The 25,638-nt window shown below is 70.7% G+C and carries 25 protein-coding genes; 11 read left to right on the top strand and 14 right to left on the bottom strand.

Annotated elements, in window-relative coordinates; translation table 11 throughout:
• Positions 1–181 precede the first annotated feature (181 nt).
• Both AC2AXK_RS09570 and AC2AXK_RS09565 read right to left on the bottom strand, forming a co-directional pair.
• Positions 182–619 carry an MmcQ/YjbR family DNA-binding protein gene (locus AC2AXK_RS09570; protein WP_484345139.1) on the bottom strand — a complete coding sequence of 146 codons (438 nt, stop codon included), beginning with the start codon at positions 617–619 and terminating at the stop codon, positions 182–184.
• Positions 616–1,134, bottom strand: a complete 519-nt coding sequence (locus tag AC2AXK_RS09565) for a VOC family protein (protein WP_484345138.1) — start codon at positions 1,132–1,134, stop codon at positions 616–618. Before AC2AXK_RS09565 ends, AC2AXK_RS09570 begins: the two co-directional genes overlap by 4 nt.
• A 68-nt stretch (positions 1,135–1,202) precedes the next feature.
• Between AC2AXK_RS09565 and AC2AXK_RS09560 the strand changes: the two genes are divergently transcribed.
• Positions 1,203–2,069, top strand: coding sequence for a helix-turn-helix domain-containing protein (locus tag AC2AXK_RS09560; protein WP_484345137.1), 867 nt, complete (start codon positions 1,203–1,205; stop codon positions 2,067–2,069).
• Here the strand turns inward: AC2AXK_RS09560 and AC2AXK_RS09555 are convergent.
• From AC2AXK_RS09555 to AC2AXK_RS09530, 6 genes are all read right to left on the bottom strand, one after another.
• Positions 2,053–2,571: a hypothetical protein gene (locus tag AC2AXK_RS09555; RefSeq protein WP_484345136.1), complete on the bottom strand. Its 519-nt coding sequence runs from the start codon at positions 2,569–2,571 to the stop codon at positions 2,053–2,055. The genes AC2AXK_RS09560 and AC2AXK_RS09555 overlap by 17 nt on opposite strands.
• Positions 2,568–3,368, bottom strand: a complete 801-nt coding sequence (locus AC2AXK_RS09550; RefSeq protein WP_484345135.1) for a hypothetical protein — start codon at positions 3,366–3,368, stop codon at positions 2,568–2,570. Before AC2AXK_RS09550 ends, AC2AXK_RS09555 begins: the two co-directional genes overlap by 4 nt.
• Positions 3,302–3,907 carry a signal peptidase I gene (locus AC2AXK_RS09545; protein WP_484345134.1) on the bottom strand — a complete coding sequence of 202 codons (606 nt, stop codon included), beginning with the start codon at positions 3,905–3,907 and terminating at the stop codon, positions 3,302–3,304. Before AC2AXK_RS09545 ends, AC2AXK_RS09550 begins: the two co-directional genes overlap by 67 nt.
• 65 nt (positions 3,908–3,972) lie before the next feature.
• Positions 3,973–4,530 carry a hypothetical protein gene (locus AC2AXK_RS09540; protein ID WP_484345133.1) on the bottom strand — a complete coding sequence of 186 codons (558 nt, stop codon included), beginning with the start codon at positions 4,528–4,530 and terminating at the stop codon, positions 3,973–3,975.
• A 267-nt stretch (positions 4,531–4,797) separates the two neighbouring features.
• Positions 4,798–5,454 carry an alpha/beta fold hydrolase gene (locus tag AC2AXK_RS09535; RefSeq protein WP_484345132.1) on the bottom strand — a complete coding sequence of 219 codons (657 nt, stop codon included), beginning with the start codon at positions 5,452–5,454 and terminating at the stop codon, positions 4,798–4,800.
• A gap of 218 nt (positions 5,455–5,672) precedes the next feature.
• Positions 5,673–7,058, bottom strand: coding sequence for an APC family permease (locus tag AC2AXK_RS09530; protein WP_484345131.1), 1,386 nt, complete (start codon positions 7,056–7,058; stop codon positions 5,673–5,675).
• A 147-nt stretch (positions 7,059–7,205) separates the two neighbouring features.
• Between AC2AXK_RS09530 and AC2AXK_RS09525 the strand changes: the two genes are divergently transcribed.
• The gene (locus AC2AXK_RS09525) at positions 7,206–8,777 is read left to right on the top strand and encodes a molybdopterin-dependent oxidoreductase (RefSeq protein WP_484345130.1); all 1,572 of its coding nucleotides are present in this window, start codon (positions 7,206–7,208) and stop codon (positions 8,775–8,777) included.
• A gap of 53 nt (positions 8,778–8,830) precedes the next feature.
• Here AC2AXK_RS09525 and AC2AXK_RS09520 read toward each other — a convergent pair whose 3' ends face one another.
• Entirely contained in the window at positions 8,831–10,099 is a 1,269-nt protein-coding gene (locus AC2AXK_RS09520; protein WP_484345129.1) for a multidrug effflux MFS transporter, read from the bottom strand.
• Positions 10,100–10,165: 66 nt separating this feature from the next.
• A complete protein-coding gene (locus AC2AXK_RS09515) occupies positions 10,166–10,738 on the bottom strand; it encodes a hypothetical protein (protein WP_484345128.1) in 573 nt (190 codons plus the stop codon).
• Between the two features lie 101 nt (positions 10,739–10,839).
• On the opposite strand from AC2AXK_RS09515, the gene AC2AXK_RS09510 reads away from it, so the two are divergent.
• The gene (locus tag AC2AXK_RS09510) at positions 10,840–11,595 is read left to right on the top strand and encodes an SOS response-associated peptidase (protein ID WP_484345127.1); all 756 of its coding nucleotides are present in this window, start codon (positions 10,840–10,842) and stop codon (positions 11,593–11,595) included.
• A gap of 13 nt (positions 11,596–11,608) precedes the next feature.
• On the opposite strand, the gene AC2AXK_RS09505 is transcribed toward AC2AXK_RS09510, so the two are convergent.
• Positions 11,609–12,646 carry a LacI family DNA-binding transcriptional regulator gene (locus tag AC2AXK_RS09505; protein ID WP_484345126.1) on the bottom strand — a complete coding sequence of 346 codons (1,038 nt, stop codon included), beginning with the start codon at positions 12,644–12,646 and terminating at the stop codon, positions 11,609–11,611.
• Positions 12,647–12,867: 221 nt separating this feature from the next.
• On the opposite strand from AC2AXK_RS09505, the gene AC2AXK_RS09500 reads away from it, so the two are divergent.
• The 5 genes from AC2AXK_RS09500 to AC2AXK_RS09480 all read left to right on the top strand — a co-directional run bounded on the left by AC2AXK_RS09500 (position 12,868) and on the right by AC2AXK_RS09480 (position 20,178).
• Positions 12,868–14,157: an ABC transporter substrate-binding protein gene (locus AC2AXK_RS09500; RefSeq protein ID WP_484345125.1), complete on the top strand. Its 1,290-nt coding sequence runs from the start codon at positions 12,868–12,870 to the stop codon at positions 14,155–14,157.
• 9 nt (positions 14,158–14,166) lie between these two features.
• Positions 14,167–15,195, top strand: a complete 1,029-nt coding sequence (locus tag AC2AXK_RS09495; RefSeq protein ID WP_484345124.1) for a carbohydrate ABC transporter permease — start codon at positions 14,167–14,169, stop codon at positions 15,193–15,195.
• Positions 15,195–16,079, top strand: coding sequence for a carbohydrate ABC transporter permease (locus AC2AXK_RS09490; protein WP_484345123.1), 885 nt, complete (start codon positions 15,195–15,197; stop codon positions 16,077–16,079). Before AC2AXK_RS09495 ends, AC2AXK_RS09490 begins: the two co-directional genes overlap by 1 nt.
• A gap of 134 nt (positions 16,080–16,213) precedes the next feature.
• Positions 16,214–18,622, top strand: coding sequence for a beta-xylosidase/alpha-l-arabinosidase (locus AC2AXK_RS09485; RefSeq protein ID WP_484345408.1), 2,409 nt, complete (start codon positions 16,214–16,216; stop codon positions 18,620–18,622).
• Positions 18,619–20,178 (top strand): glycoside hydrolase family 43 protein, encoded by a 1,560-nt coding sequence (locus AC2AXK_RS09480; RefSeq protein WP_484345122.1) that lies wholly within the window; start codon positions 18,619–18,621, stop codon positions 20,176–20,178. The genes AC2AXK_RS09485 and AC2AXK_RS09480 overlap by 4 nt, the downstream gene beginning before the upstream one ends.
• Positions 20,179–20,276: 98 nt before the next feature.
• Here the strand turns inward: AC2AXK_RS09480 and AC2AXK_RS09475 are convergent, their stop codons facing one another.
• Together AC2AXK_RS09475 and AC2AXK_RS09470 are read right to left on the bottom strand one after the other, a co-directional pair.
• On the bottom strand, positions 20,277–21,365 hold the full coding sequence (locus AC2AXK_RS09475; RefSeq protein WP_484345121.1) for an adenylate/guanylate cyclase domain-containing protein: 1,089 nt from the start codon (positions 21,363–21,365) through the stop codon (positions 20,277–20,279).
• A 4-nt stretch (positions 21,366–21,369) separates the two neighbouring features.
• On the bottom strand, positions 21,370–22,218 hold the full coding sequence (locus AC2AXK_RS09470; protein WP_484345120.1) for a biotin--[acetyl-CoA-carboxylase] ligase: 849 nt from the start codon (positions 22,216–22,218) through the stop codon (positions 21,370–21,372).
• A 169-nt stretch (positions 22,219–22,387) separates the two neighbouring features.
• On the opposite strand from AC2AXK_RS09470, the gene AC2AXK_RS09465 reads away from it, so the two are divergent.
• From AC2AXK_RS09465 to AC2AXK_RS09455, 3 genes are read left to right on the top strand one after another with little or no spacing between them, the layout of a single operon-like run.
• Positions 22,388–23,959 carry an acyl-CoA carboxylase subunit beta gene (locus AC2AXK_RS09465; protein WP_484345407.1) on the top strand — a complete coding sequence of 524 codons (1,572 nt, stop codon included), beginning with the start codon at positions 22,388–22,390 and terminating at the stop codon, positions 23,957–23,959.
• Complete coding sequence (locus AC2AXK_RS09460) at positions 23,956–24,534, top strand: hypothetical protein (RefSeq protein ID WP_484345119.1); 579 nt, start codon at positions 23,956–23,958, stop codon at positions 24,532–24,534. The genes AC2AXK_RS09465 and AC2AXK_RS09460 overlap by 4 nt, the downstream gene beginning before the upstream one ends.
• Positions 24,531–24,800: an acyl-CoA carboxylase subunit epsilon gene (locus tag AC2AXK_RS09455; protein ID WP_484345118.1), complete on the top strand. Its 270-nt coding sequence runs from the start codon at positions 24,531–24,533 to the stop codon at positions 24,798–24,800. The genes AC2AXK_RS09460 and AC2AXK_RS09455 overlap by 4 nt, the downstream gene beginning before the upstream one ends.
• Positions 24,801–24,824: 24 nt before the next feature.
• Here AC2AXK_RS09455 and AC2AXK_RS09450 read toward each other — a convergent pair whose 3' ends face one another.
• The gene (locus AC2AXK_RS09450) at positions 24,825–25,505 is read right to left on the bottom strand and encodes a vitamin K epoxide reductase family protein (RefSeq protein WP_484345117.1); all 681 of its coding nucleotides are present in this window, start codon (positions 25,503–25,505) and stop codon (positions 24,825–24,827) included.
• Positions 25,506–25,638 lie beyond the last annotated feature (133 nt).

The following is a 25,638-nucleotide window of genomic DNA, read 5'->3' as shown; positions in this document are numbered from 1 at the left end:
CCCTGTGTCCCCCCGCCTCGTCGCTCGTCCGGGCCGTCGCGACAGCCGCTCCTGCTGGCTCGGCGGTCCCCAGCACCGACCCAAGGCGGCAATCAGCGCGAATCGGTCACCGCGCTCGCGACAGAGACTAACCGCTCCTTACCCGCCCCGAAGGGGACTGTGGATAACTCTCACCCCAGGCTCACTCGCCGGGACTCTCGGGGCTAGTGTCGCTGGGCCTCGGCAACCGCCCGTGCGTCACCGGCCGCAGCCGCGCCGGCAGCCCGAGCACGACGAGGTCATACGAGTCCTCGATGAGGTCGGCGGCGAGCTCGACGTCGAGGTCAGGCCCGAGGACCACGGACACCCAGTGCCGCTTGTCCTGGTGCCAGCCGGGCAGGATCCACTCGTGCGCCCGGACGAGGTGCGGCAGCTCGTCCGGATCGGCCTTGAGGTTGAGGATCGGGAACGGGGCGAACCGTGGCACCTCGGTGAGGAGCGCGAAGAGCTTGCGATGGATGCGGAACACCTCGGTGTCGGGCCCGAAGGGCGTGTCCGTCGTTGCGCTCGGCAACGACAGGCACACCTCACGCGCCCAGTGCACGGGCCCGCCGGGCGGTCCGGGCTCGTCCGACGTCACTGGTCGGGCGTCTCCTGCGCCGCGGCCCACGCCGCGACCCGGGCCGCGCTCTCGGCCTCAGACAGGTCGTCGACCCGGGACATGATCGACCAACGCACCCCGAACGGGTCACGGATGGAGGCGTACCGGTCGCCGGTGACGAACGTGCTCACCGGCTCGCGGACCGTCGCGCCAGCCTCCACAGCCCGCCCGACGAGGGCGTCCGTGTCGTTGCAGTACAGGGCTAGCGAGTAGCAGTCGGCGTCGCCGGCCGGAGCAGGGACGAGCCCGTAGTCGGGTGACGGTTCCCCGAGCTGCAGATGACCGTTCCCGAGGTCGAGGTCGGCATGGACCACCACCCCGCCCATCTCCGTGACGTCCACGACCCGAGCGCCGAACACCGAGCGGTAGAACTCGACCGCCCCCGCGGCATCCGCGATGGCGAGGAACGGCGTCAGACTGGTAGAGCCGTGCGGTACCCCGTCGGTAGTGTGCTGACCCGTGACACCACGCTGCGCTTCGTCGTTGTTCGTCATGGTTCGACCCTAGGGGCCGGACGGGCGCACCGCTTGAAGATTCGCGACACCTGCCGCAGGAGGCTCCGATGACGGACGACGCGCGCGGCATCCTCTACCCCACCCGGCTCCCCACGTTCCACCGCCAGCCGGCTCCCCCGGAGCTCGAGGGCCTCGTCCGGTGGTTCTGGGTCCCCCGGTGGGACGTCGCCCCCGGCAGGACGTCACGACAGGAGGTCCTGCCCTTCCCGGCGTCGAACCTCGTCGTCGAGACGAGCGGGGTCGCCCTCGCAGGCCCGACCACCTGCGCATCGCACCGCGACCTCACCGGGTCCGGGTGGGCGGTCGGCGCCCTGCTCCGCCCTGCGGGCGCCGCGCAGCTGCACGCCAGCCTCCGAGCCATCCGCGACGCGGAGCTCCCGTTCCCCGTGCCCGGGCTCTTCTCTCCCGTCACGTCCGCGATGCACGACGCCGACGAGGCGGCCGGGCGCGCCCGCGCGATCGATGCCTACGCGGCATGGGCGACGGAGCGGCTCGACCCACCTGACAGCGCCGGCGCCCTCGCCAACGCGATGGAGGACCTCGTCGCCACCGACCGCTCGATCGTCCGGGTGGACCAGGTGGCCCGGCACCTGGGGATCTCGACCCGGAGCCTGCAGCGCCTCGCGGACCGCTACGTGGGCCTGTCTCCCCTCACGGTCATCCGGCGGTACCGGCTCCAGGAAGCGGCGCAGAGGGTGCGGGACGACCCGGACGTGCCGATCGCCGAGGTCGCCGCGGAGCTCGGGTACGCCGACCAGGCGCACCTCGCCGCGGACTTCCGGCACGTCCTCGGGTTCACCGCGAGCGCGTACCGCCGCCTCTCCTCCGGCCCGCCGGATGCTGTGCCCGATCCGCCGGCAGCCGGCGCCGATCGCCGGACGGCACCACCGTCGGCCGTCAACCGACGGTGGTGACCATGAACTGCCCTTGCTGCGGCGAGCCGGTGTGCTCACGAGTGAGGAACGTGAGCACGGGCGCCTCGGTCCAGTCGAGCTGCTCACCGCTGTACATGTAGAGCTGGCCGGTCTGCCAGTTCCACTGGTACTGGCTGGGCAGGCGCGACAGGTCCACGGTCACCCGCGCCTGCCGCCCGGGCTCGGGCGTGTACCCGATGAGGTCGACCTCGAACTGCATGCTTCCCTCGGTGACATAGCCGTCCTCGAAGAGGGACGCCCACTCGGTGAGGATGCGCACGTCGCCGACCCCGCAGCTGTCGACCACGGCACCGGTCGCGATGTCGAGGACCTCGCACCCTTCAGCCTTCTTCCACGTACCACTGCTCACCTGCGCGGCGAAGGTCGACGGGTCTGCCCACTGTGCGGTCGTGGTTCTCGCAGCGGCACCGACCACGAGCGCGACCGTCAGGAGCAGCCCCATGGTGGCGACGATGCGTCGTCGCATCACGGCGCGGATCATGCGCTCCCCCCTTCCTGTGTCGAGTCGTGGTCATGGCGTCGCCGGGCAGCGGTGACGAGCCACGCACCGGTCGCCGTCACGGCGAGCGCGAGGGCGAGCACGGACAACAGCTCCGACCCGGTCATGGCAAGGTCGGACCGACGGGCGGGCGCGGACGCGCCGGCGCTCTCGCCAGCACGTTTGCCGGCACGTTCACCGGCGCTCTCGCCGGCACGTTCGCCGGCACGTTCGCCGACAGTCACCTCGCCTGCTGCTGCCGAGCTGCCCCCGACGCCCCCGGCATCGGCCCCCGGCCGGGAACCCGGCGAGGCACCACCGTCGTCGACGGACACGTCCCCGCCCTGCAGGACGACGTGGCCGGACACCGTCGACCTGTCCCCCGGCTGCAGGTCGGGCGCGGCCGTCACGGTCACGGTCACGGTCCAGTCCCCGCGGGGCATGGCGGTGCCGACGAGGGTGGTGTCGAGCGGGCGGCACCCCCCGTCCGGGCCGCACAGCTGCGCGGCCCACGGCAGGGTGGGGGCGCCGTCGCTGTCGAGCCGGACGGACGTGATCGTCGCGTCATCGAGCACATGCACGACGATGTCCCGGGACCGGATCTCACCGGGGACGAGGTCGACGAGGTCGAACGTCACGGGAACGACCTCGACGGACGCGGGGTCCGTGCCCGGAGCTGCGTCGGTGAGCGCGGCGGTGGCCGGCACGGCCGCACTCATGACGGTCGTCGCGGCTACGAGGCCGGACGTGACGACGCGACGGGTGCGTCGCGTTCGGCGTCCTCCTGTGGAGGTTCGCATGCGGCATCCTCCTGCGTTCTCGGAGGGTCAAGATGGTGGTCAGGGTCGCGGCCCGGGGCTGGCAGCAGGCTCAGCGCGAGGAGCGAGACGAGCGCGACTGCCAGCGGCACCGCGGTGCCGGGTGCTGTCAGCCGCTCGATCGCCTCCCCGGCACCGGCGATCCGCCAGCGCGGGGCCAGGACGGTGTCGTCGGTGACGACGTAGGCGCCGCTGTCCGGGCTGTCGTTGGCGTCCCCCTGCATGTGGACGTGCCACGAGCCGTCGGACTGCTGCGCGACGTCGATCACGCGGTGGGTGACGGTGACCCCCGTCGACGGGCTCGGCAGGGACAGCACGTCCCCCACCTCGACCTCGTCGATCGGGACGCGTGTCGCGACGAGCAGGTCGCCCGTCATGATGCCCGGCTCCATGGAGCCGGAGATGACGACGAGCGGCTTGATGAGCCCGAGCGACGTCGCCCCCCACACGCTCAGGCTGACGACCCCGAGGACCGCGAGGGTCCAGACGAGGACGTCGGCAGCGGTGCGCAGGATGCGCACTGGGCATCACCCCCGGGGGTGGTGGCGCCGCAGGGGGCTGCGGCGCCACCGTCGTCGGGTACCGGTCAGGAAACTCCGGTGAACTGGACCGTCACCGTCCCGGTCTTGCCCTGGTAGTCGGCGGGCCAGTCGTCCGGCGTGGTGACCTGCAGCGTCACGGTGGCGGTGGCGTCGGGCGCCATCTCGCCGACCGCAGGCTCGATGATCGTGGCCGTCGCGGGCGCGGAGCCACCGAAGATGCCCTCGGCGGCGGTGTCTCCGTCCGTCGTCACGGTTGCGTCGCCGAGCGTCAGCGGCACGCTGCTGGCGTTCCTCAGGTGCAGCGTGACCTGCTCGACCGCACCCTGGTTGAGGTCGGCGAACTCGGTCACGGGAATCTGCACGGCGTCACCGACGACGTCGGCGTCGACCCACGAGGCCCCGTCGAGGCTCGCCTGCAGCTCGACCTTCTCGACGGCGCTGGCGCTCCCGGCGAACCACGCGTCGTCGGTCCACGTCGCGCTCGTGAGGGCAGCGCCGACACCCAGTACCGCGACACCCGCGAAGCCGAAGCGGACAAGAGCCGCGCGCCGGCGGCGCTTCTCGCGCTCCTGCTCGGGGGTGGTCGAGGGGGTCGGGTTCATGTCCTGCTCCTTCCTTCGGTGGGCGTGCGTCATCCGACGCACGTCGTTGGTCAGGGGCGCGACCACGATCCGCTCGGAGCACCGCTCACGGCGCATTTCCGTCGGAGCGACCGCTGGAAGGGGTCGGGGACGGCGCGGGTGGTCGACTCACACCCACGATCAGGTCCGCGACCCTCGCGCACCAGTACCACGATTTTAGCAATTCGCCACTAGAGAGCCACCGTCGGTTGCGTGACGTACGTCACGTCCTCAGGATCCTCCCTGGACCTAGAGGTCGAAGCGGCGCGCCATCGTGTCGAGGATGTCCGACACCGCACGGGGATGGCTGAGCGCCACGTAGTGCCCACCGGGGATCTCGTCAGGCTCCACCCGCACCCTCTCCCTCACCTGCCGCGCCATGAAGTCCGCAGGGAAGAGCCGATCGTCGCGACAGACGACTCCTGCGGTTGCGACGTCCGCCGGCCAGGGACCCGGCCAGGGCCGTGAGAGCCACGCCCCCCGCTGGTCCCTCCCGCGCGCCCGCGCCTCCACGACCAGCTTCTCGGGGACGCCGGCGTAGAAGGTGTCATCCGCGTCAAGGTCGACATTCTCGCTGCCATGACCCGTCGCCGCCCACCACTCCTCCACGGTCTCCCCCACCCGCGGGATCATCGCCGCGAGGAAGACGAGCCCCACCGCACCCACGAGGTCGCACACGAGCGGCGCGGTGAACCCGCCGAGCGAGTGGCCGACCACGACGACGTCGTCGCACCCCGCCACGGCGTCGGCGACAACCCGCGCACAGTCGCCCAGCTCGGCCGCGTCATCCTCGGTGGGGAGGTCGACGGCCACCGGCCGGTGGCCGCGCTCCTCGAGCAACGGGACGACGAGATGCCAGTCCCACGCCGTCGAGCCAGCACCGTGGACCAACGCGAACGTCGCCACGGGCACCCCCTTGCCGTCCTCGCAGGGCGAGGACCGCCTCAGCTTGCGATGAACTCCAGGACAGATACGCAGCAGTTGCCGACGAAGCGGAAGACGTTGCGGACGGGCTGCCTGCGGCGGCGCTGGAATCTCCTCGTCATAGCGGCACCCTAGGGCACCGGCGGGGGCTGCGGGAGGGGGAGTCCTCACCATCCCCGTTCCCTCGGCCCGGTCGCCCGTCACCCATCGGTACGACCGGCAGACGACGAGCTCCCCCGGGTCGTGGCCTTCGCCCCGAGGTAGAGGACGATGCCCACCGCGACGAGCACCAACCCGTAGAGCCACACCTCCCAGCTCTGCTTCGCAAGCAGCAGGATGCACGACGCCACCCCGAGGTACGGCACGACCGTCCACACCTGGTAGTGCTCGTGGTCGACGCGGTCCTTGCGCAGGACGAGCACCGCGACGTTGACGGAGATGAAGACGAACAGCAGCAGGAGCACGACCGTCTCGGCGAGCGTCCCCACGTCGCCGAGGAGCGTGAGGAGCATCGCGACGACCGTCGTCGAGACGATCGCCGTCCACGGGGTGCGCCGGTTCGGCAGCACCTTGCCCAGGACGCTCGGCAGGAGGTGCTGCTCCGCCATCCCGTAGGTCACGCGGGAGGACATGATCATCGTCAGCAGAGCGCCGTTGGCGACGGCGATGAGGGCGATGAGGCTGAACAACCAGCTCGGCAGGCCGACCCCGGTGGCCTCGACGACCGCGAGGAGTGGCCCGGTCGACTCCGCCAGCTCCTCGGGTGGCAGGGCGATCGAGCTGGCGAGCCCGACGAGGATGTACACGACGCCGGCCGTGGCCAGGGACCCGAACAGCGCCATCGGGTAGACCTTGCTCGGGTGCCGGACCTCCTCGGCGACGTTCGCCGAGGTCTCGAAGCCGACGAACGAGTAGTAGGCGATGATCGCGCCGCTCAACGTCGCCACCGCCGGGTTCACGCCTTGCGGGAACTCACCGATCCGGGAGACGTCACCACCGCCGTCGGACAGCATGATCGCGACCACGACGACGACGATGACGAGGCCCGACACCTCGATGATCGTCATGACGACGTTGCTCTTCACGGACTCGCTGATACCCCGCGCGTTGAGGCACGCCACGAGGACGAGGAAGACCATCGCCGCGGGGATCGTCGGGACGTCGACGAACGTCGAGAGGTACTCGCCCGCGAAGGCCAGCGAGAGCGCGGCGGCGCTCACCACGCCCGCGGCGAGCATGACGAACCCGACGAGGAAGGAGATGATCGACGGCTTGAAGGCACGCTCCGCGAACACGGCTGCACCCCCGGCCTTCGGGTACTTCGTCACCAGCTCGGCATAGGAGCCCGCCGTGAGCAGCGCGAGGAACAGCGCGAAGAGCAGGGGCGCCCACAGCGCTCCACCGGACTCGGCGGCCAGGGTGCCCATGAGCGCGTAGATGCCCGCTCCGAGGACGTCCCCGAGGATGAACAGGTAGAGCAGGGGGCCGGTGATCTTGCGCTTGAGCTTCGTCTCACCGCCCCCGTCCCGGTCAGCGGTGGACGCATCACCATCGGTCGCTGTCGAGGGGCTGGCTGAGTCAGTCATGGAAGGAAAATAGACCCGCACGCGCGATCGCGAGAGGTGAAGCGTCAAGTACCTGGGAGGGCCGGGGATCACGCGCCTGAGCCCGCCCCGAGACTCCCGGTCACCCCTCCCCCGGCGGATCACAGCGACCGCGAGGATACTGAGCGGATGTCCGCTCCCCCGGCACCGGCGCCGACCGCCCCTCCCCGTCACGACTCACCGTCGACGCGCGGTCCTGCGGCTCTCGCCGGCATCCTCTCCTGCGCGCTGACGATCGCCGTCGCGGCGCTCGCCTCGGTGGCGTTCAGCCCGGCGTCCAACCCCGTCGTCGCGGTCGGCGGAGCGTTCGTCGACCGCACGCCCGCGTGGCTCAAGAACGCGGCGATCTCCGTTTTCGGGACCGCCGACAAGCTCGCGCTGTTCGTCGGGATGGCTCTCGTCGGCGTCGCCGCAGGCGCAGCGATCGGCCTCGTCGCACGGCGCCGCCTGCCCGTCGCGCTCGGGCTCGTCGTCACGCTGGGAGCCATCGGACTTGCCGCGGTGCTCAGCCGTCCGGGCGCGAGCGCGACGGACGCCCTGCCCACGCTCGTCGGGACCGTGTGCGGGATGCTCGCCCTCCGCGCGCTCGTCACCCGGCTGCCCACGTCCCCTCCTGCGTCAGACGGCGCGTCGCGGCGGAGCTTCCTGCGGGCCGCCGTGCTGACAGGTGCTGTCGCGGTCCTCGCCGGCGCAGCCAGCCAGGTGGTCGGCCGGACCCGCCGGGCCGTCGACTCGGCGCGGACGGCCCTGCGTCTGCCTGCGGCGACGCGCCCCGCCGCCCCGCTGCCCGCGGGCGTGCAGTCGACCGCCCCCGGCGTGGCGCCCTTCACGACACCGAACGGCGAGTTCTACCGCATCGACACGGCGCTCGTCGTCCCCCAGGTCGACCCCGCGACGTGGACCCTGCGCGTGCACGGCATGGTCGAGAACGAGGTCGAGATCACCTTCGACGAGCTCCTCGCCGCCGACCTCGTCGAGGCGTGGGTGACGCTCGCCTGCGTGTCCAACACGGTCGGCGGCGACCTCGTCGGCAACGCCAAGTGGCTCGGGCTGCCGATCCGCGAGGTGCTCGCGCGGGCCGTACCGCTGCCCGGCGCAGACATGGTGCTGTCCCGCAGCATCGACGGCTTCACGGCCGGCACGCCGCTCGAGGTCCTCACGGACGACCGGGACGCCCTGCTCGCCGTCGGCATGAACGACGAGCCGCTCCCCGTCCAGCACGGGTTCCCCGTGCGGATGGTCGTTCCCGGCCTGTACGGCTACGTCTCGGCGACGAAGTGGGTCACGGAGCTCAAGGTGACGACGTTCGCCGAGGACATGGGCTACTGGACGCCGCGGGGCTGGACGGCCCTGGGCCCCGTGAAGACGGCGTCACGCATCGACGTGCCCCGCAGGACCAGCGAGCTCACTGCCGGGCCCGTCGCCGTCGGAGGCATCGCTTTTGCTCAGCACCGGGGCATCACCGGCGTGGAGGTCCAGGTGGACGACGGCGACTGGACGCCCGCGACCCTCGCGGACGAGGCAGGCATCGACACCTGGCGGCAGTGGACCTACGCGTGGGAGGCCCCAGCGGGCGAGCACACGCTGCGCGTCCGGGCCACGGACGGCACCGGTGAGGTGCAGACCCGGACGACCGCCCCTCCTGCACCGGACGGTGCGAGCGGGTGGCACGAGGTCACGGTGCGCGTCGCGCAGGCCTGACCTGTCTGCCGGCATCCTCCCGCCCGACGGACGGGTGACGGACGACCCCGCCGTCAGACAGACACAGTCTTGCCCTCGCCCCGTGCCTCCAACGCGTGCCATCCACCTTTGCGGTACGCAGGTGTCGCGGCCGCGAGGACGAGCACGGTGAGCACGACGCTGCCGATCATCACGGTCACCATCGCGGGTCCGTCGCCCCCGAGGACACCGACGAGAGGGCTCACGGCCCCGGCGACGCCGGCCTGGAGCGCACCGAGCATCGCGGCCGCGGTCCCGGCCATGTGGCCGTACCCGCCCAGGGCGAGCACGGACGCGTTCGCGGGGATGAGTCCCTGCGTGCCCAGGACGAGCCACAGCGCGGCCACCATCCCCCACAGTCCCCCGGCGCCCGTGAGCACGACGGCGAGAAGGACCAGCGCCAGGACGAGCTGCACGATCACGGCGACACGCAGGATCCGGATGGGCGCGACCTTGCGCACGAGCGACGCGTTGAGCTGCGCCGAGAGCACGAGCGCGACGCCGTTGAAGGCGAACACCCGAGCGAACTCCCCCTCGCTCAGCCCGAACCCGTCCTGGAAGACGAAGGGTGACCCCACGACGTAGCTCATGATCACGGCCATGCCGAGCCCGGGGATGACGGCGAGCGCCATGAAGTGCCGGTCCCGGAGCAGCGTCCAGTAGCCACCGGCGATGCCACGGGGCCCGGCGATACGGCGGCGTTCGGTCGGCAGGCTCTCCGGCATGAATCGCCAGACGATGAGCACGAGCACCACACCGATGATGGCGAGTGCGTAGAAGACGGCCCGCCACTGCCACGTGTTGGCGATGGCACCACCGATGGTCGGCGCGAACAGGGGCGCCACACCGATGACGAGCATGAGGCGGGACAGCAGGCGCGCGGCGTCCGACCCGACGAACCGGTCGCGGATGACCGCGATGGCCACGACGCCGGCCGCGGCGTTGAAGAATCCCTGGGCGATGCGCAGCGCGATGAGGGTGTCGATGTTCTGCGCGACCGAGCACAGGAGCGACGTGAGCACGTGCAGCGAGATCCCGATGAAGAGCGGGAGCCTGCGCCCGTACCTGTCCGAGAACGGTCCGATGACGAGCTGCCCGAACGCCCCGCCGATGAGCATCCCGGAGAGGGTGAACTGCGTGGCGGACTGGCTGGCTCCGAGGTCGGCGGCGACTGCCGGGAGCGACGGCAGATACATGTCGGTGGTGATCGCGGGGAGCGCGGCGAGCGCACCGAGCATGAGGACGTACTTGATGCCCGGGCGGTGCCTCGGGGTCTGCTCAGGGGTCCTGGCGGCTTCTGTCACCGAAAGATCATAACGATTCGATCGGGCACCGCGCGCGCGCTGGGACGATCGGGAAAGTGATCTTCGTCAACCCGGGAGGATGACCTCGAACGTCTCGGCGTTCGGCTGTCTGTCGATCCACGCCTGCAGCCGCTCCGACACAGCCCTGATGTCCGACGACGCGACGACGTCCGCCTCGCCCTCGCGCGTGTGCTGCCACGTCACCGCGTCCCCCGGCTGCTCGCCGGAACGGAAGACGATGATGACGTTCTTGCCCGTCTCGTCGCTCACCCGGTCCGCGAGGTCCTCCGCCTCCGCCCGGGCCTGGGAGTCCGCGGGCAGCTCCGCGAGGCGCGCCGCCTGCTCGCTCACCTCCTCGCTGACGACCTCCGGCAACCGCTCGTCCGCTCGGACGAGGACGGTCGCCCCGTCGTCCAGCTCGTAGGCCATCTCACCCTGCGGGAGCACCCCCGCCTGCTCGGGGCTCAGGACGGCGCCCGGCTCGGAGGGCAGCTCGAGGGTCCGCGTCGCGCCCTCCACATACCCCCCGGCGGGCTGCCGCGCGAGGCTGCCGATCGCAGCCCACGACGTCAGCGGGGCGACGAGGACGAACACGACGGCTGCCGTCACACAGACGGACCGCATCCCATGCTTGCTCACGGCTGCCTCCTTACGCGGGGGTGTTCTGCACCTCTCATCGGCAGCACGGCCGCCGACGTGACCGTGTGGCGCGGGCGATCCTGTGCGGGCAGTCTGGAGGGATGTGCGGACGCTACGCCTCCTTCCGACAGGCCCAGGACCTTGCCGACGCGTTCGCGGTCCGGCGCGGCATCCAGGACGTCCTGCCTGTCGTCGACGAGGACGTCGCTGCGCTCCCCCCGTCGTGGAACGTCGCCCCCACCGACCCGGTCCGGATCGTCGTCGAACGCGACACAGCATCCGACGCGCCGGTGCGGTCGCTGCGGCTGGCCCGCTGGGGGCTCGTCCCGTCATGGTCGAAGGACCCTTCCGGGGGCGCACGCCTCATCAACGCCCGGTCCGAGTCCCTCCTCGACAAGCCGTCGTTCGCACGTGCGGCCGAGAGGCGCCGCTGCCTCGTCGTGGCCGACGGCTACTACGAGTGGCACCGGGCGCAACCGGGTTCGGCGCGTCGGCAGGTCAAGCAGCCCTTCTACATCCATCCGCCCGACGACGAGGTCCTCGCGTTCGCCGGACTCTACGAGTTCTGGCGCGACCACTCCCTGCCCGACGACGACCCTGCCCGGTGGCTCGTCACGACGACCATCATCACGGGAGCAGCCTCCGGCACGCTCGCAGCGCTGCACGAGCGCCGCCCGCTGGCCCTCGCGCCCGAGGAGTGGGACGAGTGGCTCGACCCCGCCGTATCGGCCCGCGACGCCGTCGCCGCGCTGCAGGGCCCCTCGCCCGAGCTCGAGCTCCGCCCGGTGAGCACAGAGGTCAACCGGGTCGGCACCCAGGGGCCCCACCTCATCGATCCAGTGCCGCTCCCGGGCTGATCCGGGCGAGCGGTCAGGCGGGGGCGAGGGCGGTCGTCGCGCGGACGACGAGCCGCGCCGGGAGCCGCACGTGCTGCTCGCGGTCGCGCCCTCCGAGCAGGTCGAGAAGCATGCTCACCGCCTCCGCGCCCATCTGCTGGAGCGGCTGCGCGACGGTCGTCAGGGGCGGCGAGCAGTTGGCCGCCTCCGGGATGTTGTCGAACCCGATGACCGACACGTCCTGGGGCACCCGTAGTCCGAGCTGCTGCGCGACCTCCACCGTCCTGATCGCCGACAGGTCGTTCGCCGCGAACAGGGCCGTCGGTCGGTCACGGAGCGTGAGGAGCTCCCGGGCGGCCTCGGTCGTCATCGCGGGGCTGTACCCGCCGTGGCGCACGAGATCAGGGTCGAACGCGATCCCCGCTCCCGCCAGGGCCTCCCGGTACCCGGACTCACGAAGCACGGCCGATGCGAGGTCGGCACGGCCCTGGACATGTCCGATGCGCCGGTGACCGAGGTCGATGAGGTGCTGCGTCGCGGCCCGGCCGCCCCCGGCGTTGTCGGAGTCGATGGTCGTGTGGCCCGTCGGGCCGGTGTGCGGGTCGATGGCGACCACGGGGATCGAGGCCGCGGGCGAGAGCACGGTGGGTGTGACGATGACCGCAGCGTCGATGAGGGTCCCCGCCAGGCGGGAGAGCGACCGCCTCTCCCAACCGACCTGGTTGTCCGAGAGCGAGCCCGCATAGGCCAGGAGCTCGTAGCCCGTACCGAGCAGTGCCCCGGACACACCCTTGAGCAGCTCGGTGGAGAAGGGCTCGAACTCCGCCACGAGGATGCCGATGACGTTGGTGGTGCGCCGCCGCAGCGAGCTGGCGACGAGCGAAGACTCGTACCCGAGCTCTGCGACGACCCCCAGGACACGCTCAGACGTGGCCGGGGCCACCCCGTACCGGCTGTTGATGACCTTCGACACCGTCGCCACGGACACCCCTGCGGCGCGCGCGACGTCGTTGATCGTCACGCGCCCTCCGAGCACACTCGGAGGCGCGGTGGAGCCGGCGTCGGGATTCACGTGATGAGACTATCCCCTCGACCAGGCAGCGCCGTGCCTGTCGACGCGTCGTCGTGCGGGAGCTGGATCCACGACGTGACCTGTCTCGGACAGGCGCGAGCTGCTCATCGGGCCCTGTGACGAAAACGTTATCGAAAACGGTTTGACTTCGTCTCACCGCCGAGCGAACCTTGCTTCGGCAGACTTCTGTCGCGACGTCAACGATGACGAAGGGATTCACGATGACGAGGAAATTTCTGGGCGCGGCGGTTGCGCTCGGCACGAGCGTTGCTCTCCTGGCCTCCGGATGTTCGGGCGGTGACGAGGGTGGATCGGGCGATGGTGACGGCGTCACCATGACGTTCTGGCACAACTCCACCACCGGCCCCGGCAAGGAGTACTGGGAGAAGACCGCCAAGGCCTTCGAGGCCGAGAACGACGGTGTGACCATCAAGATCCAGTCCATCCAGAACGAGGAGATGGACGGCAAGCTCCAGACCGCCCTCAACTCGGGCGATGCGCCGGACATCTTCATGGCACGCGGCGGCGGCAAGCTCGCCGACGTGGTCGAGGCCGGACAGGTCATGGACCTCACGGGCCTCATCGACGACACGGTGAGCTCCGAGGTCCCCGAGACCGCGTTCTCCGCGTTCACGGTCGACGAGAAGATCTACGGCATGCCGATGGCGATCCTCCCGGGTGGCATGTACTACACGCAGAAGCTCTACGACCAGGCCGGCGTCACGGCCGCACCCACGACCATCGACGAGCTCGTCACGGTCACCGACGCACTCGACACGGCGGGCATCGAGCCCATCGCCCTCGGTGCCAAGGACGCATGGCCCGCCGCGCACTGGTACTACTTCTTCGCGCTGCGCGCCTGCTCGCAGGACACCTTCGAAGCGGCCGGCGAGCTCGACTTCTCGGACCCGTGCTGGACCACGGCCGGCGAGAACCTCGAGGCATTCGCCGAGACGGAGCCCTTCAACTCCGGCTTCCTCACGACGTCCGCCCAGGGCGACGCAGGTTCGTCGGCAGGCCTCCTCGCCAACTACCAGGCCGGCATGGAGCTCATGGGCGCCTGGAACATCGGTGTGACCGCCGACCTGACGCCGGAGAAGCAGCCGCTCCCCGACCTCAAGTGGTTCCCGTTCCCCGCGGTCGAGGGTGGCGAGGGTGACCCCAAGGCCCTCATGGGCGGCGTCGACGGGTTCTCCTGCTCCGCGCAGGCCCCGAAGGAGTGCGCTGACTTCCTCAACTTCGCGATGTCGAAGGAGAACCAGGAGGGCTACGCCACGGCGTTCCACACCGTGCCCGCCAACACCGCGGCGCAGGGCGTCGTCCAGGACCCGGCTCTCGTCTCGATCCTCGAGGCGTACAACGAGGCTCCGTACGTCGCGCTGTGGCTCGACTCGGCTCTCGGCCAGAACGTCGGCAACGCGCTCAACCAGGCTGTCGTCGAGATGCTCGCTGGTGACGGTGACGCTGCCGGCATCGTCACGGCTCTCAACGACGCCGCGGCCAAGGGATAGTCGACGACCATGAGCGACTCCCTGGGCGAGAACTCACAAGCATCACTGACCATCCCGCCTGGGGGTCGTTCGGTGGTGGGGGACGGTGCGAAGACCACTCCGGCCCCCGCCACCGCGCCACGGCGGCGCAAGAAGACCGACTGGCGCAAGCACGCCGAGATCGCACTGCTCTCGGGCCCCGCCATCATCGTCTTCCTCGCGTTCGTCATCTTCCCCGTGGTGATGGCCGCCTACTACGGCTTCTACAAGTGGAAGGGTTTCGGAGCTCCGACGGACTTCGTCGGGTTCGACAACTACCTCATCATCTTCAAGGACTCCGCCTTCCACGAGGCAGTCCTCAACAACGGCTTCATCGTCATCGCGTCCCTGGTGATCCAGGGACCCGTCGCGATCGCGCTGGCACTGCTCATCAACCAGAAGATGCGCGGACGCTCCATCATCCGGGTGCTCATCTTCGTCCCCTACGTGATCTCCGAGGTCATCGTCGGGACCGGCTGGGGCCTCATGCTCCAGACCAACGGTGCGATCAACGACCTGCTCATCAAGATGGGGCTCGAAGACAGCACCGTCGAGTGGCTCTCTGACCCCAAGGTGGCCATCTGGTCGCTCATGCTCATCATCTCGTGGAAGTACATCGGCTTCGCCGTGATCCTCTTCCTCGCAGGTCTGCAGAGCATCCCCGAAGAGCTCTTCGAGGCCGCCGCGATCGACGGCGCGTCCTACTGGCAGATGCAGCGGAGCATCACGATCCCCCTGCTCGGCCCGACGATCCGCATCTGGGCGTTCCTGTCGATCATCGGATCGCTCCAGCTGTTCGACCTCGTCTACATCATCTGGGGCCAGTACGTCTCGGCCACGGCCGGCACGTCGACGATGGCCATCTACATGGTCGCCGAGGGACGCATGTCCGGGAACTACGGGTACGGCAACGCCGTCGCCGTCGTCCTGTTCCTCATCTCCCTCGTCATCGCGCTCGTCTACCAGCGCTTCGTGCTCCGCCGCGACATGGCCGGCGCGCTGACCGAAAGGAAGAAGTGATGGCAGCGATCGCGGTCTCTCCCCCGCCGACCAAGCAACCCGTCAAGCTCCGGAAGAAGAACTCCGGCCTGAGCAACGCCCGCTGGTACACCTACCTCGTGGCCTACGTGTTCGTCGGCGTGTGCCTCGCGCCCGTCCTGTTCATCGTCCTCGGTGGCTTCCGGACGAACTCGCAGATCACGCTCGACCCGTCGGGATTCCCCAGCCCCTGGCAGTTCGGCAACTACGCCGACGTGCTCGCCAACTCGATCTTCTGGCAGCAGATGGGCAACTCGGCGTTCGTCGGGATCCTCACGACGCTCGGCGTCGTCGTCCTGGGTGTCATGGCGAGCTACGTCATCGCCCGGTACGACTTCAAGGCCAGCGGCGCGATGTACTCGCTGTTCGCCGCGGGACTCATGTTCCCGATGACCGTCGCGATCACCCCGCTCTACATCCTCATCCGTGAGCTGGGCCTCATGAACACCCTCTGGGGCATCATCCTGCCGCAGATCGCGTTCGCGCTGCCGACGACGATCATCATCCTCGTGCCGTTCCTCCGGGCGATCCCCAAGGAGCTGGAAGAGGCTGCAGCGATCGACGGAGCGAGTCGGCTCGGGTTCTTCTTCCGCATGGTCATCCCGCTGTCGCTCCCCGGCGTGGTGACCGTCGGCATCCTCGCGTTCGTGGCGAGCTGGAACAGCTACATGCTGCCCCTGTTCATCCTCAACGACGAGGCCATGTACACCGTGCCCCTCGGTGTCCAGTCGTTCGCCTCGCAGTACTCGGTCGACACCGCGTCGGTCCTCGCGTTCACGTCCTTGTCGATGATCCCCGCGCTCGTGTTCTTCTCGCTGTTCGAGCGTCGCATCGTCGGTGGACTCACCGGCGCCGTCAAGGGCTGACACCAGCCCGGACGTCCAGCACCACCCCCGTGAGCGGCGCTCCTCCCCGGGAGGGGCGCCGCTCGCTGCATTCCCCTGCCTCCACCAGCTTTCCCAGTCCCGTCGAAGGAGACGAAACCGTGACCATCCCCGCAATGCCCGAGGTGTCCCAACGTGTGCACGACCTGCACGCACAGATGACCCTCGAGGAGAAGCTCGCCCAGATCGTCGGCTACTGGCTCGACCAGGGTGGCAACGTCGTCGCCCCGATGCAGGGTGAGATGGCCAGCGGCAAGGGCGGGAGCGAGGAGATCCTCGAGGTCACGCGCCACGGGCTCGGCCACTACACCCGCGTCTACGGCACCCGTCCCGTCGAGCCCGCGGACCGCGCCGCGTGGCTCTGGGGCGAGCAGCGCCGGCTCAAGCGTGAGACCCGGCTCGGCATCCCCGCGCTCGTCCACGAGGAGTGCCTCACCGGGCTCGCCGCCTGGAAGGCCGCCACGTTCCCGACCCCCCTCGCCTGGGGGGCGTCGTTCGACCCCGACCTCGTCGAGGAGACCGGCAAGGCCATCGGCGAGTCGATGCGTCAGCTCGGCATCCACCAGGGCCTGGCTCCCGTGCTCGACGTCGTCCGTGACCCCCGCTGGGGCCGCGTCGACGAGTGCATCGGCGAGGACCCGTACCTCGTCGGCACGATCGGCACCTCCTACGTCCGCGGCCTCCAGTCCACCGGCGTCCACGCGACCCTCAAGCACTTCCTCGGCTACTCCTCCTCCAAGGCCGGACGCAACCACGCCCCCGTCTCCGCCGGACCGCGTGAGATCGCCGACGTGTTCCTGCCCCCGTTCGAGATGGCCATCCTCGACGGCGGCGCACGTTCCGTCATGAACTCCTACGCCGACGTCGACGGCGTGCCCATGGCCGCGAGCCCCGAGTACTTCACGACCGTCCTGCGCGAGAAGCTCGGGTTCGAGGGCGTCGTCGTCGCCGACTACTTCGCTGTCGCGTTCCTCGAGGTCATGCACGCCGTCGCCAAGGACCGCGGCGAGGCCGCAGCCCTCGCGCTCGAGGCGGGCATCGACATCGAGCTCCCCACGGGCGACGCGTACCTCGCGCCGCTCGCTGAGCGCATCCGCGCCGGAGAGTTCGACGAGGGCTACGTCGACCGCGCGGTCCTGCGCGCCCTGCGCCAGAAGGAAGAGCTCGGACTCCTCGACGCCGACGCGTTCGAGGACGAGCCGCCCACCGCGGACGAGATCGACCTCGACTCCCCCCGTCACCGCGCGCTCGCACGCAGCCTCGCCGAGGAGTCCGTCGTCCTGCTGAGCAACGACGGCGTGCTCCCGCTCGCCGCCCGTGCCACCCCGCTGCGCCGCGTCGCCGTGATCGGCCCGAACGCCGCCCGCGCCGAAGCCCTCCAGGGGTGCTACTCGTTCGCCAACCACGTCCTGGCGCACTACCCGGACCACGAGCTCGGGTTCGAGATCCCGACGGTTCTCGAGGCCCTGCCCGGTGCGTTCGAGACCGCAGGCCTCACGGGTGTCGAGATCGTCCACGCCGAGGGCTGCACCGTCGCCGACGCGGACACCTCGCGCATCCCGGCCGCCGTCGAGGCCGCGACCGGTGCTGACGTGGCGATCGTCGTCGTCGGTGACCAGGCCGGGCTCTTCGGACGCGGCACCGTCGGGGAGGGCAACGACTCCGAGTCGCTCGAGCTCCCCGGCGTGCAGCGCGAGCTCGTCGAGAGCGTCCTGGCGACCGGCACGCCCGTCGTCATGGTCATGCTCACCGGCCGGCCGTACGCGGTCGACTGGGCGCTCGAAGGCACCGGCGCCCTCCCGGCAGCCGTGCTCCAGGCGTTCTTCCCCGGTGAGGGCGGCGGGCTCGCCATCGCCGACGTGCTCACCGGAACGGTGAACCCGTCAGGCCGGCTCCCCGTGTCCCTGCCCCGCTCGACCGGGTCGCAGCCCTTCTCCTACCTGCACCCCATCCTCGGCGGACCGTCCGACGTCACGGCGACGGACTCCACGCCGCTGCGCCCGTTCGGCTTCGGCCTGTCCTACACGACGTTCCGGTACGACGACCTCGTCGTCGACGACGCCGTCGCCACGGACGGCACGCTCACCGCGGCCGTCACGGTGACGAACACGGGCGAGGTGGCGGGCGCCGACGTCGTCCAGCTGTACGGGCACGACGTCCACGGATCGATCACGCGGCCCACCGTGCAGCTGCTCGGGTACGCCCGCGTCGAGCTCGCTCCGGGCGACTCGCGCCGGGTGACCTTCAGCGTCCCCACGAGCAGGTTCGCGTTCACGGACCGTCGCATGGTGAAGATCGTCGAGCCCGGCGATGTCGAGATCTGGGTCGCCGCGCACGCTGCGGCCTCCTCGGTGGAGCTGCCCGACGACGCTGCGACCGGTGGGATCAACAGCGAGGTCGAGACTGCTCGTCGCGAGGTCCCCGGTGCGGCCACGTCGCGGGCGACCGTCGAGCTCGTCGGTGCGGTCCACGCCGTGACGACGGCCGACCCGCGGTGGGTCGGCATCTCGGTGGAGGCGCTGTGACCGTCGTCCACAACCCCATCCTGCCGGGGTGCTACCCCGACCCGACGATCTGCCGGGTGGACGACACGTACTACCTCGTGACGTCGACGTTCGAGTACTTCCCGGGTCTGCCTGTGTTCCGCAGCACGGACCTCACGAGCTGGGAGCAGATCGGCCACGTCGTCGACCGCGCCGACCAGCTGGCGTACGAGGGCATCCGGTCGTCCGGTGGCCTCTACGCGCCGACGCTGCGGCACCACGACGGGGTGTTCTGGCTCGTGTGCACCCTCATCGACCAGGTGGCGCCCGGAGGTGGTGGGAACTTCATCATGACCGCCACCGACCCGGCCGGGCCGTGGTCCGACCCGGTGTGGCTCGGGGTCGCGGGGATCGACCCGTCGATCTTCTTCGACGACGACGGTCGTGTCTGGGTGCACGGCACCCGCCTGGTCCGCGAGCCGCAGTGGCACGACCAGACAGAGGTGTGGCTGCGCGAGCTCGACCCCGCAACCATGACACTCGTCGGGCCGGAGCACGTGCTCTGGACCGGGGCGCTCATCGGCGCTGTGTGGGCCGAGGGTCCGCACCTCTACAAGGTCGACGGCCGGTACTACCTCCTCGCCGCGGAGGGCGGGACGGACGTCCACCACGCCATCTCGGTGGCGCGGGCGGACACGGTCACCGGACCGTACGAGGGGAACAGGGGAAACCCCGTCCTCACGCACCGGCACCTCGGAAAGGGCTCCACGGTGACAGGGGTCGGCCACGCCGACCTCGTCGAAGCACCCGACGGCTCCTGGTGGGCGGTTCTGCTGGGCATGCGCCCGTACGGCGGGTACCACTACAACCTCGGACGCGAGACGTTCCTCGTGCCCGTCGTGTGGGAGGACGGCTGGCCCGTCTTCGCTCCCGGTGTCGGCCGGGTGCCCGACGAGGTCGAGGTCCGGACCTCCGGCGTCTCGATCCCCGGAGCGGCGCAGGGCACGACGAGCGGGGTGGTGCGGCCCGACGACCTGCGGTGGACGACGCTGCGCGGTCCGGCGTCCGGGTTCGCGACGCCCGCTGGCGACGGCTGGGACGTGCGGCTGCTGCCGGCGACACTGACGGAACGGACCACCCCGGCCTTCCTCGGTCTGCGCCAGCAGCACCAGGACGTGGACGTGCACGTCGTCCTGCGGGCGGACCTCGAAGACGGTGAGGTGGCCGGTCTCGCGGTCCGCCAGTCCGAGCAGGACCATGTCCGGCTCGTGCTCGGCTCGTCGGGCACCGTCACCGCGGTGCACCGCCGGGGGGACACGGACACCGTCGTCGGAGAGGTCACCCTCGATGGTGGGCGCGACGGCGTCCAGCTCAGCGTCAGTGCGCGTGGGCAGGACTACACCCTGCTCGCAGGGGCGCAGGGCCAGGCCCCGGTGGAGGTCGCCGTCGTGGACGGCCGCACGCTGGACAGCGTGTCCGCCGGCGGGTTCCTCGGTCTGTGGATCGGTCCGTACGCATCGAGCAACGGACAACCCACGACCACCGTCGCCCGCATCGAGCGCGTCGAGTACGTGCCCGTGGCGCCCGTCAACGCCTGACCCCACAGGAGGACCGCGCTGCTCCCCGGCGGCGCGGTCCCGTGGGTTCGGCCCCCGGCTCCGTCAGGCTCGGTCCCCGGCTCGGTCCCCCGGCCCGGTCAGGCAGGGCCGGGGGTGTACGCCCACTGCAGGCGCACGGGCGCGACGGCGCCTACCCCCTGGACCTCGCGCGGAGGTTGGCCGGTGAGCGCGAACCTCATGTCACCCGCGAGAAGCGCCGCGGTCGCCGGGTCGAGCAGGACCGTCCCCGGCTCCGCTTCGTCCGTGAGCCGCGCAGCCAGGTTCACCGATGGTCCGAACACGTCTCCGAACCGTGAGAGCACCCTGCCCCACACGAGGCTCACGCGGACCGGCGGCACACCGTCCGTCCGTCCGTCGCCCCCCGCCTGCGCCAGGCCCAGCGCGACCTCGGCACCGGCCTCGACGTCGTCGGCGATGAAGAGCACGGCGTCGCCGATCGTCTTGACCACCCGGCCCCCGGCGGCCGTCACCACGTCACGTGCGCCGGCCTCGAAGTCGGACACGAAGTCCGAGAGCTCCGACGAGCGCATGCTCGCGGTACGCGTCGTGAAGGAGACGATGTCCGCGAAGCCCACCGCCCGGGGCAGCGGGAGCTCGCCCTCGCCGGTCTCGTCGACCGCGCGAGCGCCCGAGAACTCCACGGCCCACCGACCGGCGAGCGCGGCCAGCTGTCGCCGCCAGGCGTGGACGAGCTGCGCCTCGAGGACCGGCGCGAGGCTCGGCAGGCGGTCGAGCACGAGCAGTCGTGCGCTCGTGTCGTCGAGCCTGTGGCGCTGGGCCATGTGCTCGACGAGCGCCTCCGCCTGCCAGAGCGCGAGCCGCTCGGTCGTGTGACCGACGGACCGCACGAGAGTCGTGAGCGACCGCCGGGAGAGCTCTTCCTGCTCCGCCATCTCCGCCGTGTCGTGCAGCGCTCGCGCGTCGTCCTCGGTGAACGTCGTCTCGTTCTCGATGACCGGCAGCCCGAGCACGCGCCAGTAGCTGCGCAGGGAGTCGAGGTCGAGGCCGGTGCGCTCGATGAGCTCGTCGAGCGGCAGATCACGGGGCCCACCGAGGATCGCCTCGTCGAGGATCCGGCCCCGGTCGCGCGCCTCGTCGGCAGGAGCGGCGGGCGCGCCCGCGTCTTCGGGTTCCTGCGGGCGGGGATCGGTGGACTCGATGGACACTCAGTCAGTTTAGGCGAAGGTGATGCACGTCACCGCTATGCACCGTTCGCTGGGCTTGTCCCGTACGCACGAGGAGGCCACCGTCGGCGGCGAACCCGGTCGCCCGCCCCGTGAGGATCTCCCCGTCCGCGAGCTCCACGCGCACGTCGGACCCGATCGTGGCCGACACCTCCGCGAGCTCGCGGACGAGCCCCGTCCCCACGACGTCACCCCCCGCGGCCGCCCACCGCCCGAAGACGTCGACCATGGCGGCGCCCAGCGCGGCGAGGATCACCGTGCGGTCCGTCGTCGCAGCGCCGGCCAGTGCGAGCGACGTCGCGGTCGGCACCGGCAGCTCCTCGGGGACCTGCGACACGTTGAGACCGATCCCCACGACTGCCTTCCCGTCCGGCAGGAGCTCCGCAAGGATGCCGGCGACCTTGCGGAGGGCGCCCCACCCCTCCAGCTCCGGGACGTCGAGGGGGACGAGGACGTCGTTGGGCCACTTGACGACGGCCCGCACCCCGAGCGTCGACCGCAGCGCGGTGACGGCGGCGAGGCCGGCGAGCAGCGGCAACCAGCTCAGCGCTGCAGCGGGCACGTCCGGGCGCAGGAGCAGCGAGCAGGTCAGGGCCGCTCGGTCCGGTGTCTGCCACCCCCGGCCCGAACGACCGCGGCCCGCGACCTGGTGCTCGGCGACGAGCAACGACGGCACCGGCCACGCGTCCGCGTCAGCGAAGACAGCGGCGGCGAGCTCGCTGTTGGTCGAGGCGGACCGCTCCACGACCTCCAGCCGGGCCAGCGGTCCGGCTGGCTGGAGAAGCAGCCCGCGCAGGAGGTCGGCGTCGACGGGGGCGCGGGAAGGTGTCTCCATCTCCCCATCATGCCGCAGGTGTTGTAGGGACCCGCCAAGCCGTCGGGGGCAAGCACTGGCCGCCCGTGCAGGTGATTCGTCGTTCTGCACCAACTAGGCTCGCTCCGTGACCGACGCACACGCACCGACCAGCGCCCCGGCGACCGCTCCCCCGACCCCGGCCGGTCCGGTGGGCACGGCAGCAAAGCTCACGGACCTCGCCCGCCGGTACACCGAGGCCGTGGCGGTGCCCGAGGAGGCCGCCGCCGCCAAGCAGCACGCCCGCAAGAAGAAGACCGCGCGCGAACGCATCGACGCGTTGCTCGACCCGGGGAGCTTCGTCGAGCTCGACGCGTTCGCCAAGCACCGCTCCGTGAACTTCGGGCTCGAGAAGAAGCGCCTCGCCGGTGACGGCGTCGTCGTCGGGCACGGCACCGTCGACGGACGCCAGGTGTGCATCTACTCCCAGGACTTCACCGTGTTCGGGGGCAGTCTCGGCGAGGTCCACGGACAGAAGATCACGAAGGTCATGGACCTCGCGCTGCGCACCGGGGTGCCGCTCGTCGGGATCTCCGACGGCGGCGGCGCACGCATCCAGGAAGGTGTCGCGGCGCTCACCCAGTTCGCTGAGATCTTCCGCCGCAACGTGGCCGCGTCCGGCGTCATCCCGCAGATCTCCCTCATCCTCGGCCCGAGTGCCGGTGGCGCGGTGTACTCCCCCGCGCTCACCGACTTCATCGTCATGGCCGACGGCACGTCGAACATGTTCATCACCGGCCCGGACGTCATCCGCGCGGTGACGGGCGAGGACGTCGGGTTCGAGGAGCTCGGCGGCGCCCAGACGCACAACGAACGCTCGGGCGTCGCGCACTACATGGGAGCGGACGAGGACGACGCGATCGACTACGTCCGACACCTCCTCGAGTACCTGCCCCAGAACAACCTCAGCGATCCGCCGAGCTTCGCTGCAGGAGGCGCAGACCTCGAGGTGACGGACTCCGACCTCGAGCTGGACACGCTCGTGCCCGACTCCGACTCGCAGCCGTACGACATGCGCGCCGTCATCGAGCACGTCGTCGACGAGGGCGTGTTCCTCGAGGTGCAGCCGCTCTACGCACGCAACGTGCTCGTGGGTTTCGCGCACGTCGAGGGGCGGTCCGTGGGGATCGTCGCCAACCAGCCGCTGTCGATGGCCGGGACGCTCGACATCAACGCCGCGGAGAAGGCCGCCCGGTTCGTCCGCACGTGCGACGCCTTCAACATCCCGGTGATCACGCTCGTCGACGTCCCCGGGTTCCTGCCCGGCACGGACCAGGAGTGGAACGGCATCATCCGACGTGGCGCGAAGCTCATCTACGCCTATGCGGAGGCGACGGTCCCGCTCGTCACCCTCATCACCCGCAAGGCCTACGGAGGGGCGTACATCGTCATGGGCTCCAAGCAGCTCGGCGCCGACATCAACCTGGCGTGGCCGACGGCGCAGATCGCGGTCATGGGCGCCGGGGGTGCCGTGAACATCCTGCAGCGCGGAGCCCTCAAGGCTGCCGCGGACGCGGGTCTCGACGTCGACGCGGAGCGCAAGCGTCTGACCGACGAGTACGAGGAGGCGATCGTCAACCCGTGGGACGCCGCCGAGCGCGGGTACGTCGACGCGGTCATCGCGCCGCACGAGACCCGTGGGCAGGTCATCCGTGCGCTGCGGGCCCTGCGCACGAAACGGGCGAGCCTCCCGGCCAAGAAGCACGGGAACATCCCACTGTGAGCCGGGACGAGATCCACCCGGGCGGGGGCGCCGACGGGTCGCACGACGGCGAGCACGACCACCCGGCGCACGGACCGATGCCGTTGGCCGGCATCGACGCGACGGACCTGCTCAGCACCGTCGATGCACTGGCCGCGGCGTTGCGCGAGTACGTCGGCACCGCCGTGGGCGTCCGGGCGGAGTTCGGGGCGCACGAGGCGGACGAGGACCCCCGGATCCTCGCCATCGAGTCGCAGGTGAACAGTCTCAATGCCGAGCTCTACGACCTCGTCCACGAGCGCCTGGGCATGCACTCGGACCTCACAGGCATGACGTGGGAGGGCACCGAGGCCGACGACGACGACCTCCCGCCGTACGCCACCGAGGTCGAGACGTTCCACCTCGGCTTCCTCGTGGGTCCGCACACGGGCACCTCCGACCTCTCCATGGACTCGGTGCTCGGCATCATCGACGACGAGGGAGCGGCCGTCGCCCGGCGCCTGCTGGAGCGTGGCTTCGAGGTCGCGGAGTGGGGTGCGGCACGGGGCGCGCCCGTGCTGTTCGGCGACGAGGACGACGAGGACGACGCACTGTGACCGCGGACGCCGTGAACGTGCCCCCCGGGAGCGCGCCCGTCGGGAACGCGCCGGTAGCGCTCGTCGGTCCGGCTCTCGTCCGGGTCGTGCGGGGCGCGCCGGACGAGATGGAACTCGCGGCGCTCGTGGCGGGCATCGTCGCCGTGTCCGAGGGGAACGACGCACCCGCCCCTACGGACAGCAGCCCGTGGACGGACCGTCGCATCGGCCTGCGTGGCGCTCCTCGCGCCACGGGTGCGGACATGTGGCGCTGGAGCCTGCGCTGACCGTCGGGGGTGCGCGCTGACCCGTCAGGCGAAGAGGCTGGAGCCGTACTTCGTCAGGACGAGCGTCGCGAGGACGACGATGATCGCGATCCCCGCGTAGAGGTCGTAGTCGTTCCGCACCCACCGGCGTGCCCTCGCCTGCCACGTCGGCGGGAGGTAGAGGTTGTCCTCACGGATGTTGTAGTGCAGGAGCGTGAGGAACACGAGCGACGTCGAGACCGTGACGAGCATGCACCACGGGCACAGCGATCCGATGACCCACATGGACTGGCTGAACAGCCAGAGCGCGAAGGCGAGACCGAGCAGGTAGATGCCCTGCGCCGTCGCCATGAACCACCGCGGGAAGCGGACACCGGCGAGTCCGGCGACGGCGATCGTCAGCACGACGGGTTCAGTGATGAGCCCGAGGAATGCGTTGGGGAAGCCGAAGAGGCTCGCCTGCCAGGACAGGGCGACGGACCCGCAGTTGATGATGGCGTTGACGTTGCAGCTCAGGGCCGACGTCGGGTCGGCGGCAAGCTTGACGGCGTCGTAGGACAGCACGAACGCGGCGACGAGGCTGATGGCCGCAGACAGTGCCATGGTGCCGAAGATCCACCGGTTGCTGTGCCGGAACCCGGACAGCTCGTCTGCCTGGAGCGTCGCCAGAAGGTCCTCCTCGAGCTGGTCGTCCTCGAGTGCGTCGTCGTGCGTGACGTCCGCCATCTGCCTCACCGCCTCCTGCATCGCTCGGTGGTCGGTCGACCACCGGTACCGATCATGCCGTGCCCGCATGCGCCGCGTACGGGACATTCGTCCCGCGAGGTCGTGCGTCCGGCTGCACCGGACGAGTAGCGTC

The sequence above is a fragment of the Sanguibacter sp. Z6_81 genome, assembly GCF_057180625.1.
Note: the sequence above shows the minus strand (reverse complement) of the source record. Positions and strands in the feature narration are given on the sequence as shown.

Coding starts and splice junctions, on each gene's coding strand:
- AC2AXK_RS09565 (WP_484345138.1), bottom strand. CDS start 1,134: ATGACGAACAACGACGAAGCGCAGCGTGGTGTCACGGGTCAGCACACT.
- AC2AXK_RS09560 (WP_484345137.1), top strand. CDS start 1,203: ATGACGGACGACGCGCGCGGCATCCTCTACCCCACCCGGCTCCCCACG.
- AC2AXK_RS09555 (WP_484345136.1), bottom strand. CDS start 2,571: ATGATCCGCGCCGTGATGCGACGACGCATCGTCGCCACCATGGGGCTG.
- AC2AXK_RS09550 (WP_484345135.1), bottom strand. CDS start 3,368: ATGCGAACCTCCACAGGAGGACGCCGAACGCGACGCACCCGTCGCGTC.
- AC2AXK_RS09540 (WP_484345133.1), bottom strand. CDS start 4,530: ATGAACCCGACCCCCTCGACCACCCCCGAGCAGGAGCGCGAGAAGCGC.
- AC2AXK_RS09530 (WP_484345131.1), bottom strand. CDS start 7,058: ATGACTGACTCAGCCAGCCCCTCGACAGCGACCGATGGTGATGCGTCC.
- AC2AXK_RS09525 (WP_484345130.1), top strand. CDS start 7,206: ATGTCCGCTCCCCCGGCACCGGCGCCGACCGCCCCTCCCCGTCACGAC.
- AC2AXK_RS09510 (WP_484345127.1), top strand. CDS start 10,840: ATGTGCGGACGCTACGCCTCCTTCCGACAGGCCCAGGACCTTGCCGAC.
- AC2AXK_RS09500 (WP_484345125.1), top strand. CDS start 12,868: ATGACGAGGAAATTTCTGGGCGCGGCGGTTGCGCTCGGCACGAGCGTT.
- AC2AXK_RS09495 (WP_484345124.1), top strand. CDS start 14,167: ATGAGCGACTCCCTGGGCGAGAACTCACAAGCATCACTGACCATCCCG.
- AC2AXK_RS09490 (WP_484345123.1), top strand. CDS start 15,195: ATGGCAGCGATCGCGGTCTCTCCCCCGCCGACCAAGCAACCCGTCAAG.
- AC2AXK_RS09485 (WP_484345408.1), top strand. CDS start 16,214: ATGCCCGAGGTGTCCCAACGTGTGCACGACCTGCACGCACAGATGACC.
- AC2AXK_RS09470 (WP_484345120.1), bottom strand. CDS start 22,218: ATGGAGACACCTTCCCGCGCCCCCGTCGACGCCGACCTCCTGCGCGGG.
- AC2AXK_RS09450 (WP_484345117.1), bottom strand. CDS start 25,505: ATGGCGGACGTCACGCACGACGACGCACTCGAGGACGACCAGCTCGAG.